13 protein-coding genes and 1 tRNA gene are annotated in these 14421 nt (G+C 40.8%); all 14 read left to right on the plus strand.

Going from position 1 to position 14421, the window contains the following annotated elements:
• Positions 1–113: 113 nt before the first annotated feature.
• The 14 genes from M1F37_RS03010 (at position 114) to M1F37_RS03075 (ending at position 14381) form a co-directional block, all read left to right on the plus strand.
• On the plus strand, positions 114–1688 hold the full coding sequence (locus M1F37_RS03010; protein WP_247934663.1) for a DEAD/DEAH box helicase: 1575 nt from the start codon (positions 114–116) through the stop codon (positions 1686–1688).
• Positions 1689–2049: 361 nt separating this feature from the next.
• Positions 2050–2838 (plus strand): GTP-sensing pleiotropic transcriptional regulator CodY, encoded by a 789-nt coding sequence (codY, locus tag M1F37_RS03015; protein WP_000940738.1) that lies wholly within the window; start codon positions 2050–2052, stop codon positions 2836–2838.
• Positions 2838–3413, plus strand: a complete 576-nt coding sequence (locus M1F37_RS03020) for a cysteine hydrolase family protein (RefSeq protein WP_247934664.1) — start codon at positions 2838–2840, stop codon at positions 3411–3413. The genes codY and M1F37_RS03020 overlap by 1 nt, the downstream gene beginning before the upstream one ends.
• Before the next feature lie 81 nt (positions 3414–3494).
• A tRNA-Leu gene (locus M1F37_RS03025) sits at positions 3495–3580 on the plus strand.
• Positions 3581–3717: 137 nt separating this feature from the next.
• Positions 3718–4995, plus strand: a complete 1278-nt coding sequence (locus tag M1F37_RS03030; RefSeq protein WP_247934665.1) for an ABC transporter permease — start codon at positions 3718–3720, stop codon at positions 4993–4995.
• A gap of 126 nt (positions 4996–5121) precedes the next feature.
• Entirely contained in the window at positions 5122–5769 is a 648-nt protein-coding gene (gene vex2 / locus M1F37_RS03035; RefSeq protein ID WP_247934666.1) for an ABC transporter ATP-binding protein, read from the plus strand.
• A 60-nt stretch (positions 5770–5829) separates the two neighbouring features.
• Positions 5830–7209 carry an ABC transporter permease gene (vex3, locus tag M1F37_RS03040; protein ID WP_247934667.1) on the plus strand — a complete coding sequence of 460 codons (1380 nt, stop codon included), beginning with the start codon at positions 5830–5832 and terminating at the stop codon, positions 7207–7209.
• Between the two features lie 141 nt (positions 7210–7350).
• Positions 7351–8007, plus strand: a complete 657-nt coding sequence (gene vncR / locus M1F37_RS03045; RefSeq protein ID WP_247934668.1) for a response regulator transcription factor — start codon at positions 7351–7353, stop codon at positions 8005–8007.
• Positions 8004–9332, plus strand: a complete 1329-nt coding sequence (gene vncS, locus M1F37_RS03050) for a sensor histidine kinase (protein WP_247934669.1) — start codon at positions 8004–8006, stop codon at positions 9330–9332. The genes vncR and vncS overlap by 4 nt, the downstream gene beginning before the upstream one ends.
• A 140-nt stretch (positions 9333–9472) precedes the next feature.
• Positions 9473–10354, plus strand: a complete 882-nt coding sequence (locus M1F37_RS03055; RefSeq protein WP_033688381.1) for a class II fructose-bisphosphate aldolase — start codon at positions 9473–9475, stop codon at positions 10352–10354.
• Between the two features lie 129 nt (positions 10355–10483).
• Positions 10484–11416, plus strand: coding sequence for an alpha/beta fold hydrolase (locus M1F37_RS03060; protein ID WP_247934670.1), 933 nt, complete (start codon positions 10484–10486; stop codon positions 11414–11416).
• Positions 11417–11781: 365 nt separating this feature from the next.
• On the plus strand, positions 11782–12774 hold the full coding sequence (locus M1F37_RS03065) for an ABC transporter ATP-binding protein (protein WP_001240792.1): 993 nt from the start codon (positions 11782–11784) through the stop codon (positions 12772–12774).
• Between the two features lies 1 nt (position 12775).
• Complete coding sequence (locus M1F37_RS03070) at positions 12776–13594, plus strand: ABC transporter permease (RefSeq protein WP_247934671.1); 819 nt, start codon at positions 12776–12778, stop codon at positions 13592–13594.
• Between the two features lies 1 nt (position 13595).
• Positions 13596–14381: an ABC transporter permease gene (locus M1F37_RS03075; protein WP_247934672.1), complete on the plus strand. Its 786-nt coding sequence runs from the start codon at positions 13596–13598 to the stop codon at positions 14379–14381.
• Positions 14382–14421: the final 40 nt, after the last annotated feature.

The following is a 14421-nucleotide window of genomic DNA, read 5'->3' on the forward strand; positions in this document are numbered from 1 at the left end:
GGAAAAGAAGCAACACGATTTTATATCCAGTATATGAAAATACGTCATAAAAAGAAAAGTATAAACTAAGCCCTATAGGGTGGCTTCGCACCACCTTTAGAAAGAAGAATAACGTGAAATTTAATGAATTAAACTTGTCTGCTGATTTGCTAGCAGAGATTGAAAAAGCTGGTTTTGTAGAAGCCAGTCCTATCCAAGAACAAACTATTCCCTTGGCTCTAGAAGGCAAGGACGTTATTGGTCAAGCTCAGACTGGTACAGGAAAAACTGCTGCCTTTGGCTTGCCAACCCTTGAAAAAATCCGTACAGAAGAAGCGACTATCCAAGCCTTGGTCATCGCTCCAACTCGTGAACTTGCTGTCCAAAGTCAAGAGGAACTCTTCCGCTTTGGTCGTAGTAAGGGAGTCAAAGTCCGCTCAGTATATGGCGGTTCAAGTATTGAAAAACAAATTAAGGCTCTTAAATCGGGTGCCCATATCGTGGTGGGAACTCCAGGTCGCCTCTTGGACTTGATTAAACGCAAAGCCTTGAAATTACAAGATATTGAAACTCTCATCCTTGACGAAGCGGATGAAATGCTCAACATGGGCTTCCTTGAAGATATCGAAGCTATCATTTCTCGTGTTCCTGAAAACCGTCAAACTTTGCTCTTCTCAGCAACTATGCCAGATGCTATTAAACGTATCGGTGTTCAGTTTATGAAAGAACCTGAGCATGTCAAGATTGCTGCCAAGGAATTGACAACAGAACTGGTAGACCAGTACTATATCCGAGTTAAGGAACAAGAAAAATTTGACACCATGACTCGTCTCATGGATGTGGAACAACCAGAACTTGCTATCGTATTTGGTCGTACAAAACGCCGTGTGGATGAATTGACTCGTGGTCTTAAAATCCGTGGTTTCCGTGCAGAAGGAATTCATGGCGACCTAGACCAAAACAAACGTCTTCGTGTCCTTCGTGACTTCAAAAATGGTAATCTTGATGTTTTGGTTGCGACAGACGTGGCAGCGCGTGGTTTGGATATTTCAGGTGTGACCCATGTCTATAACTACGATATTCCACAAGATCCTGAAAGTTATGTTCACCGTATCGGTCGTACAGGTCGTGCTGGTAAGTCAGGTCAATCTATTACTTTCGTATCACCTAATGAAATGGGCTACCTTCAAATTATTGAAAACTTGACCAAGAAACGCATGAAAGGTCTCAAACCTGCAAGTGCAGAAGAAGCCTTCCAAGCTAAAAAACAGGTAGCTCTCAAGAAAATCGAACGTGATTTTGCAGATGAAACCATTCGTGCCAACTTTGAGAAATTTGGCAAGGATGCTCGTAAGCTAGCTGCCGAATTTACTCCAGAAGAATTGGCAATGTATATCTTGAGTCTGACTGTTCAAGATCCAGATAGCCTTCCAGAAGTGGAGATTGCGCGTGAAAAACCACTACCATTTAAACCATCAGGTAATGGCTTCGGTGGTAAAGCTAAGGGAGGTCGTGGAGGCCGTCGTGGGGACGACCGTCGAGACCGTGATCGCCGTGGCAATGGTCGCCGTGATGATTTCAAAAAAGGAAGTCGTGGCAATGATCGTTTTGATAAGGAAAAACGTTACCGTAAGGATAATAAAAAACCACGCACTACTTCAAGTGAAAAGCAAACAGGCTTTGTTATTCGTAACAAGGGCGATAAATAAGAAAAAGCGGTTCAAAATGAATCGCTTTTTTATATAAGGAGACCGAATGGAAAAGAAAGATAATACTCTTCGAAAATCAAATTCAAACCGCGTCAGCTTCGCCTTGCCGTACTCAAGTACAGCCTGCAGCTAGCTTCCTAGTTTGCTCTTTGATTTTCATTGAGTATAAATAAAATAGATATATTATCTTCTTGTAATATTATAATACACAAAAATAGGGAGCTTGTCAATAGAAAATAAGAAATTTAATTAAAAATATTCTTGTTTTTTCAAATTGCAATTAAATAAGCAATTTTCAGATAATAATTGAAAATTCAAGCTGTTTATGATATAATGAGAGCGATTAAATTCGAGGTGAAAAATGGCACATTTATTAGAAAAGACTAGAAAAATTACTTCTATCCTGAAGCGTTCAGAGGAGCAGTTGCAGGAAGAACTCCCCTACAATGCGATTACGCGTCAACTGGCAGATATTATTGATTGTAACGCTTGTATCGTCAATAGCAAGGGACGTCTCCTTGGCTATTTTATGCGTTATAAAACCAATACAGATCGTGTAGAGCAGTTCTTCCAAACTAAGATTTTTCCGGATGACTACATTCAAGGTGCGAACATGATATACGATACAGAAGCCAATCTGACAGTTGATCATGATTTGAGTATTTTCCCTGTGGAAAGTCGTGCCGACTTTCCAGATGGTTTAACGACTATTGCACCGATTCATGTATCAGGGATTCGCCTTGGCTCTTTGATTATTTGGCGCAATGATAAAAAATTCGAAGATGAGGATTTGATCCTTGTTGAGATTGCCAGTACCGTTGTTGGGATTCAACTCCTCAACTTCCAGCGTGAAGAAGATGAGAAAAATATCCGTCGCCGTACTGCTGTTACCATGGCGGTCAATACCCTTTCTTACTCCGAACTCCGTGCTGTTTCAGCCATTTTAGGGGAATTAAATGGAAATGAAGGGCAGTTAACTGCGTCAGTGATTGCAGACCGTATTGGAATCACCCGTTCTGTGATTGTCAATGCCCTTCGTAAACTTGAGTCTGCAGGGATTATTGAAAGTCGCTCACTTGGAATGAAGGGAACCTATCTTAAGGTCTTGATTTCAGATATTTTTGAAGAAGTGAAGAAAAGAGATTACTAATGGCAAAGGCTTTAATTTCGATTGATTATACAGAAGATTTTGTTGCAGATAGTGGAAAATTGACAGCAGGCGCTCCAGCTCAGGCAATTTCAGATGCCATTGGCAAGGTGACTCGACTAGCTTTTGAACGCGGAGATTACATCTTCTTTACCATCGATGCTCATGAAGAGAACGATTGTTTCCATCCAGAAAGCAAGCTATTTCCTCCTCATAATTTGATTGGGACTAGTGGACGCAATTTATACGGAGATTTGGGGACCTTTTATCAAGAGCATGGTTCAGACAGTCGTGTCTTTTGGATGGATAAACGCCATTACTCAGCATTTTCAGGGACAGACTTGGATATTCGTTTGAGAGAGCGTCGAATTTCTACAGTTATCTTAACAGGGGTCTTGACGGATATCTGTGTCCTGCATACAGCTATAGACGCCTATAATCTAGGGTATGACATTGAGATTGTTAAACCAGCTGTTGCTTCCATCTGGCCTGAAAATCATCAATTTGCCCTAGGTCATTTCAAAAATACACTTGGAGCTAAGTTGGTAGATGAAAATCTAAATGAAATTTCAGAGTAATTTGGTTGATGAAATGAAAAAAATTTGAAAAAAAGTGTTGACAAGCATCCCAAAAGTTGATATACTAGTAAAGTAATCGACGCGGGGATGGCGGAATTGGCAGACGCGCAGGACTAAGGATCCTGTGACCGCTTTAGGTCGTGAGGGTTCAAGTCCCTCTCTCCGCATAGGATAAGAGTTAGCTTAGGCTAGCTCTTTTTTTCATCTAATTCAAGTAGAGCAAAAAATTTTTGCTCTTTTTTTGTATTTCATAAACATTTCATATTTGGATTTTATAATAGTCTTACAAATATGGAGGTGACAAATGAATCCAATCCAAAGAGCTTGGGCTTATGTCAGCAGAAAACGACTGAGAAGTTTTATTTTATTTCTGATTTTATTTGTCCTATTGGGCGGAATTTCAGCATGTTTGACTCTGATGAAGTCCAACAAAACAGTGGAAACCAATCTTTACAAATCACTCAACACATCTTTTTCTATTAAGAGGATAGAAAATGGTCAGACTTTCAAGTTGTCAGATCTAGCATCTGTAAGCAAGATTAAGGGACTGGAAACTGTCTCTCCTGAACTCGAGACGGTCGCAAAATTAAAAGACAAGGAAGCGGTGAGTGGAGAGCAGAGCGTGGAGCGTGATGATTTGTCAGCTGCGGACAAGAACTTAGTTAGCTTAACGGCTCTTGAAGATTCATCTAAGGATGTGACCTTTACCAGTTCGGCCTTCAACCTAAAAGAAGGGCGACACCTTCAAAAAGGGGATTCCAAGAAAATCCTCATACACGAAGAGTTGGCTAAGAAGAATGGTCTTTCGCTTCATGACAAGATTGGCTTGGATGTTGGACAGTTCGAAGCTGGAAACGGGCAAACAGTAGAGTTTGAGATTGTCGGCATCTTTTCTGGTAAAAAACAAGAGAAATTCACAGGCTTGTCTTCTGACTTCAGTGAAAACCAAGTCTTTACAGACTATGAAAGCAGTCAAACTCTTTTGGGTAATGGTGAACCTCTAGTCAGTGCAGCTCGCTTTTATGTAGAAAATCCTAAGGAAATGGATGGACTTATGAAGCAGGTGGAAAACTTATCCTTGGAAAATCAAGGCTACCAAGTCGAGAAGGAAAACAAGGCTTTTGAACAAATCAAAGACTCAGTTGCAACCTTCCAAACCTTTTTGACCATTTTCCTTTATGGGATGTTGATAGCAGGAGCAGGAGCTTTAATTTTGGTCTTGTCTCTCTGGTTGAGAGAACGGGTCTACGAGGTGGGAATTTTACTGGCACTTGGAAAAGGCAAGAGTTCAATTTTCTTACAGTTCTGTTTAGAGGTAGTTTTGGTATCTCTCGGTGCTTTGCTTCCAGCATTTGTTGCAGGAAATACTATCACAACTTACCTACTCCAAACTCTATTAGCAAATGGAGATCAGACAGCCTTACAAGACACACTAGTCAAAGCAAGTGGTTTATCAACCAGCATCCTATCTTTTGCAGAATCCTATGTCTTTCTGTTATTGATTAGTTGCTTGTTAGTAGCACTTTGTTTCCTATTCTTATTTAGAAAATCACCTAAGGAAATTTTATCATCTATTAGTTAATACTCTTCGAAAATCTCTTCAAACCGCGTCAGCTTTATCTGCAACCTCAAAGCTGTGCTTTGAGCAACCTGCAGCTAGCTTCCTAGTTTAATCTTTGATTTTCATTGAGTATAAGAAGGAGAAATCATGACTTTATTACAATTACAAGATGTTACCTACCGTTATAAGAACACTGCTGAGGCAGTTTTATATCAGATCAATTATCATTTTGAACCTGGGAAATTTTACAGTATTATTGGGGAGTCAGGAGCAGGAAAATCCACTCTCTTGTCCCTACTTGCTGGTCTAGATAGTCCTGTTGAAGGTTCTATCCTTTTCCAAGGAGAAGATATTCGTAAGAAGGGCTATTCTTATCATCGCATGCACCATATTTCCCTGGTCTTTCAAAATTATAACTTGATAGATTATCTTTCTCCACTGGAAAATATCCGCTTGGTCAACAAAAAGGCAAGCAAGGATACACTGCTTGAGCTTGGTTTGGATGAAAGTCAGATTAAGCGGAATGTTCTCCAGTTATCAGGCGGTCAACAACAACGTGTTGCCATTGCTCGTAGTTTGGTCTCAGAAGCTCCAGCTATTCTAGCAGATGAGCCAACAGGAAATCTGGACCCTAAAACTGCTGGAGATATTGTCGAACTGCTCAAATCACTTGCCCAGAAAACAGGTAAATGTGTTATCGTCGTAACTCACAGCAAAGAAGTAGCACAAGCGTCAGATATTACACTTGAGTTGAAGGACAAGAAATTGACTGAAACTCGCAATACTACGAAATAATATGAAATAATATGAACTTGTTTTGATAGAATTATAAAATCAAATCTAGAAAGGGAACCTATGTTACACAATGCATTTGCCTATGTTACAAGGAAGTTTTTCAAATCGATTGTCATCTTCCTGATTATTCTCCTCATGGCGAGCTTGAGTTTGGTCGGCTTATCGATCAAGGGAGCTACTGCCAAGGCTTCTCAGGAGACCTTTAAAAATATCACCAACAGCTTTTCTATGCAAATCAATCGTCGCGTCAATCAAGGAACACCACGTGGTGCTGGGAATATTAAGGGTGAGGACATCAAAAAAATCACCGAAAACAAGGCCATCGAGTCTTATGTTAAACGTATCAACGCTATCGGAGATTTGACTGGATATGAACTCATCGAAACGCCAGAAACCAAGAAGAATCTAACACCTGATCGTGCTAAACATTTTGGAAGTAGCTTGATGATTACAGGTGTCAATGATTCCTCTAAAGAAGACAAGTTTGTCTCTGGTTCTTATAAGCTGGTCGAAGGTGAGCACCTAACCAACGATGACAAAGACAAGATCCTCATGCACAAGGACTTGGCAGCCAAACACGGTTGGAAAGTCGGAGATAAGGTCAAACTGGACTCCAATGTCTACGACGCAGACAATGAAAAAGGTGCCAAGGAAACAGTCGAAGTGACCATCAAGGGACTCTTTGATGGTCACAATAAGTCAGCAGTAACCTACTCACAAGAGCTTTACGAAAACACAGCTATCACAGACATCCATACAGCTGCTAAACTATATGGTTACACAGAAGAAACTGCTATTTATGGAGATGCAACCTTCTTTGTAACAGCCGATAAAAACTTGGATGACGTCATGAAAGAGTTGAATGGTATCAGCGGTATCAACTGGAAGAGCTACACACTGGTTAAGAGCTCCTCTAACTACCCAGCTCTTGAGCAATCCATCTCTGGTATGTACAAGATGGCTAACCTCCTCTTCTGGGGTAGCTTGAGCTTCTCAGTTCTTCTCCTTGCCCTCTTGCTTAGCCTTTGGATCAATGCCCGTCGCAAGGAAGTGGGAATTCTCCTCTCTATCGGACTCAAGCAGACAAGTATCTTGGGTCAATTCATCACTGAATCCATCTTGATTGCCATTCCTGCTCTTGTTTCTGCTTACTTCTTAGCTACTTACACAGCGCGTGCAATCGGAAATACTGTTCTTGCCAATGTCACTTCAGGTGTTGCCAAGCAAGCCAGCAAGGCTGCTCAAGCCTCTAACCTTGGTGGTGGTGCAGAAGTAGATGGCTTTAGCAAGACCTTGTCGAGCCTAGATATTTCCATTCAGACATCAGACTTTATCATCGTCTTTGTCCTTGCCTTGGTTCTAGTGGTTCTCGTTATGGTGCTTGCTTCAAGCAATCTCCTTAGAAAACAACCAAAAGAGCTCTTGCTCGATAGCGAATAACAAACTTGCTACCTATTCTCCCCTAAATGGGGTATAATATAGGTAGCATTTTTATCTATTTCATCTTGATAAGGTCTCTACCTTTTAGGGTGAAACTGAGATGACTTATAAGAAATTTAAAGGAATGTGAAAAATTTTTCTATGAAAATTTTAATTGTAGAAGATGAAGAGATGATCCGTGAGGGGGTCAGTGATTATTTGACGGATTGTGGTTATGAAACCATTGAGGCTGCAGATGGAGAAGAAGCGCTAGAGCAATTTTCCAATCATCAAGTAGACTTGGTTCTCTTAGATATTCAAATGCCGAAACTCAATGGTTTAGAGGTTTTGTCAGAAATCCGTAAAAGTAGCCAAGTTCCGGTCTTGATGTTGACAGCCTTTCAGGATGAAGAATATAAGATGAGTGCCTTTGCCTCTCTGGCAGATGGCTATCTGGAAAAACCCTTCTCCCTCTCCCTCTTAAAAGTGAGGGTAGACGCGATTTTCAAGCGCTATTACGATACGGGACGAATCTTCTCTTATAAGGATGCCAAGGTGGATTTTGAGAGCTACAGTGCAAGCCTAGCAGGAGAGGAAGTAGCCATCAATGCTAAAGAGTTGGAAATTCTTGATTATTTGGTGAAAAATGAAGGAAGGGCCTTGACTCGATCTCAGATTATTGATGCTGTCTGGAAGGTGACAGATGAGGTGCCTTTTGACCGTGTCATTGATGTTTATATCAAGGAATTGCGAAAAAAGTTAGACTTGGATTGCATCCTCACTGTGCGCAATGTTGGTTATAAATTGGAGCGAAAATGAAACGAACAGGTTTATTTACAAAGATATTTATCTATACCTTCTCAATTTTTAGTGTTCTGGTCGTCTGTCTTCATTTAGCCATTTATTTTCTCTTTCCGTCAACTTATCTGAGCCATCGTCAGGAAACCATTGGCCAGAAAGCGACAGCCATTGCCCAATCCCTAGAAGGTAAGGATAGGCAGAGCATCGAGCAAGTGTTAGACTTGTATTCCCAGACTAGTGATATCAAGGGAGCGGTCAAGGGCGAGATGACCGAGGACAAGTTAGAAGTCAAGGACAGCCTTCCTCTGGATACAGATCGCCAGACCACCTCTCTCTTTATCGAAGAGCGCGAGGTGAAAACGCAAGACGGTGGCACTATGACCCTGCAATTTTTAGCTTCCATGGATTTGCAAAAGGAAGCAGAGCAGATCAGTCTCCAGTTTCTACCCTATACCCTGCTGGCTTCCTTTCTGATTTCCCTCTTGGTGGCCTACATCTATGCTCGGACCATTGTCGCTCCGATTTTGGAAATCAAGCGAGTGACCCGTCGGATGATGGATTTGGATGCCCAAGTGCGTTTGCGCGTGGATTCTAAGGATGAGATTGGTGATCTCAAGGAACAAATCAATAGCCTCTACCAGCATCTTTTGACTGTCATTGCGGACTTGCATGACAAGAATGAAGCCATTCTCCAGCTGGAAAAAATGAAGGTTGAGTTTTTACGAGGTGCTTCGCATGAACTGAAAACACCTCTGGCTAGTTTGAAAATCCTGATCGAAAACATGAAAGAAAATGTCGGTCGTTATAAGGATAGAGACCACTATCTGGGAGTTGCCTTGGGGATTGTGGATGAGCTCAATCACCACGTTCTCCAGATACTTTCTCTCTCGTCTGTACAGGAATTACGAGATGATAGGGAACAAATTGACTTACTCCAGATGACGCAAAGTCTGGTTAAGGATTATGTCCTGCTAGCCAAGGAAAGAGATCTCCAGATAGACAATAGTTTGACTCATCAGCAGGCTTATCTAAACCCATCTGTCATGAAGTTGATTCTGTCTAACCTCATCAGTAATGCTATCAAGCACTCTGTTCCAGGTGGTTTGGTTCGAATTGGAGAAAGAGAAGGGGAACTTTTTATAGAAAATAGCTGTAGTCCTGAAGAACAAGAAAAACTAGCCCAATCTTTTTCTGATAATGCTAGTCGCAAGGCCAAGGGGTCTGGTATGGGACTCTTTGTGGTTAAGAGTCTATTAGAACATGAAAAATTAGCTTATCGTTTCGAGATGGAGGAGAATCGTTTGACCTTCTTTATAGCTTTTCCAAAAGTCACCCAAGACTAGGGAGAGAAAAGGTTTACATATCTGAAAATAGAAGAAATTCAATCGAAACCACGGGAAAAACTAGCTTTTTTTGTGAAAAAGTGATAAAATGAACAATGTAAATGGGATGTCCCATAAAAATATACAGGAGGCCTGATAAAATGGCAATCGTTTCAGCAGAAAAATTTGTCCAAGCAGCTCGTGACAACGGTTATGCAGTTGGTGGATTTAACACAAACAACCTTGAGTGGACTCAAGCAATCTTGCGCGCAGCAGAAGCTAAAAAAGCTCCAGTTTTGATCCAAACTTCTATGGGTGCTGCTAAATACATGGGTGGTTACAAAGTTGCTCGCAACTTGATCGCTAACCTTGTAGAATCAATGGGTATCACTGTACCAGTAGCTATCCACCTTGACCACGGTCACTACGAAGATGCACTTGAGTGTATCGAAGTTGGTTACACTTCAATCATGTTTGACGGTTCACACCTTCCAGTTGAAGAAAACCTTAAATTGGCTAAAGACGTTGTTGAAAAAGCACACGCTAAAGGTATCTCAGTAGAAGCTGAAGTTGGCACTATCGGTGGTGAAGAAGACGGAATCATCGGTAAAGGTGAATTGGCTCCAATCGAAGACGCTAAAGCAATGGTTGCAACTGGTATCGACTTCTTGGCAGCTGGTATCGGTAACATCCACGGTCCTTACCCTGCAAACTGGGAAGGTCTTGACCTTGACCACTTGCAAAAATTGACAGAAGCTCTTCCAGGATTCCCAATCGTATTGCACGGTGGATCAGGTATTCCTGATGAGCAAATCCAAGCAGCTATCAAACTTGGTGTTGCTAAAGTTAACGTTAACACTGAATGCCAAATCGCATTCGCTAACGCAACTCGTAAATTTGCTCGTGACTACGAAGCAAACGAAGCAGAATACGACAAGAAGAAACTCTTCGACCCACGTAAATTCTTGGCTGACGGTGTAAAAGCTATCCAAGCATCAGTTGAAGAACGTATCGACGTATTCGGTTCAGAAGGTAAAGCTTAATCTAGCTTAACCATACAAAACAGAAACCTACCCATTGGGTGGGTTTTTTGTGTCTGGAGTTTTAGAGAATATACTGAAGAAGAATAATCTAAATTTGCTAAAAGAGTCTAATTTTTGTACAATAATGCTATGAAAAAACTGAAAAAATGGAGTCTTGGGTTTCTTAGTTTCATTCTTTTGTTTTTAGGGGCAACATTTATCTTTCACCGTATTAGTCTAGAGAAGGAGCGAGCCTCCCTAAATCCTATGGGGAAAACAGTTCTTGTCAATGGGCACAAAATGAATGTTTACGTTGAAGGGGATGGTCCAGAGACTATAGTAGTTCTCTCAGGTGCTGGAATTGCCTCTCCGATCTTGGACTTTAAGAATTTAACAGATTCCCTATCAAAAAACTATAAAATTGTCGTAGTCGAGAGAGCTGGATATGGTTATAGTGATGATAGCAATCATTCAAGAGATGTGATGGAGATTTTGTCTGAGACGCGTCAAGCTCTTTCACAAGTAAATGTCAAAGGTCCTTTTATCATTTTGTCTCATTCCATGGCTAGTCTTGAGAGCTTAGCTTGGCAGGAAAAATATCCTGATGAAGTGAAAACTTTGGTTGGGTTAGATTGGGCACTGCCAGCTAGTTATGAGAATTTAAAGGACAATCAAGCCTTGATTACTGTGGCCTATTGGACTAGCAAGATTGGCTTATTACGCTACTTCCCTGAGTCTTTTTATATAAAAAATCCAACTCTGAACGAAAGTGAACGAAAAAAATATAAACTTCTAGCTTATAAGCAGTTGATGTCACAAGCCATGCTTCATGAATCCCAAACGGTAAATGAAAATGCCAAGAAAGTTCCCTCAAACATTAATCCGAAAATTCCCACCTTACTACTGGTGTCTAACGGTCAAGGAACTAGTTTTGGTCAATCAGAATGGCAACGCTACGCAGAGAAATTTGCTAGTGGACAGTCTAATGTGAAAGTCATCTATATGGATATACCACACGACCTTTATCATTATCAAAATCATGAGGTTGTTTCTCGCATTGAAGATTTTTTAAAGAGTAATTGAGGGGTTAGAAAACATTTTAGACTGATGGCAATAATTAAATGCTGAAGGATTAACAGTAGAATCGTGAGTTTTTCGATTAAAAAAATTCTTTTTCTTAACAATAAACCTGTCCTTCTGGGCAGGTTTTATTGGTGTTTTAAGGAAACGATGAAACCAGAAATTTTGATTAAAAGTATTATTTTAAGAGAAAATTTTCAAATTTATAAACTTTAGGCAAACGCTTGCATTCTGTTTTTTATTGGATTATAATAGGTTGGTATAAAGCCTTCTGTAAAGATAAAATGTAGCAGATTTAGAAAGTAAGGATTTAGAATATTTGTAATCAAAAATACAATGTTGCTATTCCTTACGCTAGGGAGATAGATATGGCAATGATAGAAGTGGAACATCTTCAGAAAAATTTTGTGAAGACTGTTAAGGAACCGGGCTTGAAGGGGGCTTTACGTTCCTTTATTCATCCTGAAAAGCAGACCTTTGAAGCGGTCAAGGATTTGACTTTTGAAGTTCCAAAAGGGCAGATTTTAGGATTTATTGGGGCAAATGGTGCTGGGAAGTCAACCACCATCAAAATGCTGACAGGGATTTTAAAACCGACATCTGGTTTTTGTCGGATTAATGGCAAGATTCCCCAGGACAATCGCCAAGATTATGTCAAGGATATTGGTGTAGTCTTTGGACAACGCACCCAGCTATGGTGGGATTTGGCTCTGCAAGAGACCTACACGGTCTTGAAGGAGATTTACGATGTGCCAGACTCGCTCTTTCATAAGCGCATGGATTTTTTGAATGAAGTCTTGGATTTGAAGGACTTTATCAAGGATCCCGTACGAACTCTTTCACTGGGACAACGGATGCGGGCGGACATTGCAGCTTCCTTGCTCCACAATCCCAAGGTTCTCTTTTTAGATGAGCCTACCATTGGTTTGGACGTTTCGGTCAAGGATAATATTCGTCGGGCTATTACTCAGATCAATCAGGAGGAAGAGACGACCATTCTCTTGACCACCCATGACTTAAGTGATATTGAGCAACTATGTGATCGGATTTTTATGATTGATAAGGGGCAAGAGATTTTTGATGGAACGGTTAGCCAACTCAAGGAAACCTTTGGCAAGATGAAGACTCTTTCTTTTGAACTGCTACCAGGTCAAAGTCATCTCGTCTCTCACTATGAAGGCTTTTCGGATATGACAATTGATAGACAAGGGAATAGTCTCAACATTGAATTCGATAGTTCCCGCTACCAGTCGGCTGATATTATCAAGCAAACCCTGTCTGATTTTGAAATCCGCGATTTGAAGATGGTGGATACGGATATCGAGGATATTATCCGTCGCTTCTACCGAAAGGAGCTCTAAGATGCTCAAATTGTGGAGACGTTATAAACCCTTTATCAATGCAGGTGTTCAGGAGTTGATTACCTATCGAGTCAACTTTATTCTTTATCGGATTGGGGATGTTATGGGGGCTTTTGTGGCTTTTTATCTCTGGAAGGCTGTCTTTGATTCCTCACAGGAGTCCTTGATTCAGGGCTTCAGTATGGCAGATATCACCCTCTACATCATTATGAGTTTTGTGACCAATCTTCTGACTAGGTCGGATAGCTCCTTTATGATTGGGGAGGAGGTCAAGGATGGTTCCATTATCATGCGCTTGTTGAGACCAGTACATTTTGCAGCCTCCTATCTTTTCACCGAACTTGGCTCCAAGTGGTTGATTTTTATCTCTGTTGGACTGCCATTTTTAAGTGTCATTGTTTTGATGAAAATCTTATCTGGGCAAGGTATTGTAGAAGTGCTGGGATTAACTGTCCTTTATCTCTTTAGCTTAACTCTGGCTTATCTGATTAACTTTTTCTTTAATATCTGCTTTGGATTTTCAGCCTTTGTATTTAAAAATTTATGGGGATCCAATCTCCTCAAGACTTCAATAGTGGCCTTTATGTCTGGAAGTTTAATTCCCTTGGCTTTCTTTCAGAAAATCGTTTCAGATATTCTGTCCTTCTTGCCTTTCTCATCCTTGATCTACACTCCGGTTATGATCATTGTTGGGAAATACGATGCCAGTCAGATTCTTCAGGCGCTCGCTTTGCAGTTTTTCTGGCTCTTAGTGATGGTGGGCTTGTCTCAGTTGATTTGGAAACGAGTCCAGTCCTTTATCACCATTCAAGGAGGTTAGTATGAAAAAATATCAACGCATGCATCTGATTTTTATCAGACAGTACATCAAACAAATTATGGAATACAAGGTCGATTTTGTGGTTGGTGTCTTGGGAGTCTTTCTGACTCAAGGTCTGAACCTCTTGTTTCTCAATGTCATCTTTCAACATATCCCATCCTTAGAAGGATGGACCTTTCAAGAGATAGCCTTTATCTATGGTTTTTCCTTGATTCCCAAGGGATTGGACCATCTCTTTTTTGACAATCTTTGGGCTCTGGGACAGCGCTTGGTGCGAAAAGGAGAATTTGATAAGTACCTGACGCGTCCTATCAATCCCCTCTTCCACATCCTAGTCGAGACCTTTCAGATTGATGCCTTGGGAGAACTCTTGGTCGGTGGAATCTTACTAGCGACAACAGTATCAAGCATTGCTTGGACTCTTCCAAAATTCTTGCTTTTCCTAGTCTGTATTCCTTTTGCGACCTTGATTTATACTTCTTTAAAAATTGCGACAGCTAGTATCGCTTTTTGGACCAAACAGTCAGGCGCCATGATTTACATTTTTTATATGTTTAATGACTTTGCCAAGTACCCAATTTCCATTTACAATTCGCTTCTTCGTTGGTTGATCAGCTTTATCGTGCCTTTTGCCTTTACGGCCTACTATCCTGCCAGCTATTTCTTGCAGGACAAGGATGTAATCTTTAACATCGGAGGTTTGATGTTTATTTCCCTTGTTTTCTTTGTTATTTCCCTTAAACTTTGGGATAGGGGCTTAGATGCCTACGAAAGTGCGGGTTCGTAAATAATAGAATATCAAAGCCTTGTCTCAGGACAGGCTTTTT

The sequence above is a fragment of the Streptococcus mitis genome (assembly GCF_023109105.1).
Lineage (GTDB): Bacteria > Bacillota > Bacilli > Lactobacillales > Streptococcaceae > Streptococcus > Streptococcus mitis_BW.

What these genes read in the sequence shown, in the direction of transcription:
- M1F37_RS03070 (WP_247934671.1), top strand. Translation starts at nt 12,776, where the DNA reads ATGCTCAAATTGTGGAGACGTTATAAACCCTTTATCAATGCAGGTGTT.
- codY (WP_000940738.1), top strand. Translation starts at nt 2,050, where the DNA reads ATGGCACATTTATTAGAAAAGACTAGAAAAATTACTTCTATCCTGAAG.
- vncR (WP_247934668.1), top strand. Translation starts at nt 7,351, where the DNA reads ATGAAAATTTTAATTGTAGAAGATGAAGAGATGATCCGTGAGGGGGTC.
- M1F37_RS03075 (WP_247934672.1), top strand. Translation starts at nt 13,596, where the DNA reads ATGAAAAAATATCAACGCATGCATCTGATTTTTATCAGACAGTACATC.
- M1F37_RS03020 (WP_247934664.1), top strand. Translation starts at nt 2,838, where the DNA reads ATGGCAAAGGCTTTAATTTCGATTGATTATACAGAAGATTTTGTTGCA.
- M1F37_RS03030 (WP_247934665.1), top strand. Translation starts at nt 3,718, where the DNA reads ATGAATCCAATCCAAAGAGCTTGGGCTTATGTCAGCAGAAAACGACTG.
- vex3 (WP_247934667.1), top strand. Translation starts at nt 5,830, where the DNA reads ATGTTACACAATGCATTTGCCTATGTTACAAGGAAGTTTTTCAAATCG.
- vex2 (WP_247934666.1), top strand. Translation starts at nt 5,122, where the DNA reads ATGACTTTATTACAATTACAAGATGTTACCTACCGTTATAAGAACACT.
- M1F37_RS03060 (WP_247934670.1), top strand. Translation starts at nt 10,484, where the DNA reads ATGAAAAAACTGAAAAAATGGAGTCTTGGGTTTCTTAGTTTCATTCTT.
- vncS (WP_247934669.1), top strand. Translation starts at nt 8,004, where the DNA reads ATGAAACGAACAGGTTTATTTACAAAGATATTTATCTATACCTTCTCA.
- M1F37_RS03055 (WP_033688381.1), top strand. Translation starts at nt 9,473, where the DNA reads ATGGCAATCGTTTCAGCAGAAAAATTTGTCCAAGCAGCTCGTGACAAC.
- M1F37_RS03065 (WP_001240792.1), top strand. Translation starts at nt 11,782, where the DNA reads ATGGCAATGATAGAAGTGGAACATCTTCAGAAAAATTTTGTGAAGACT.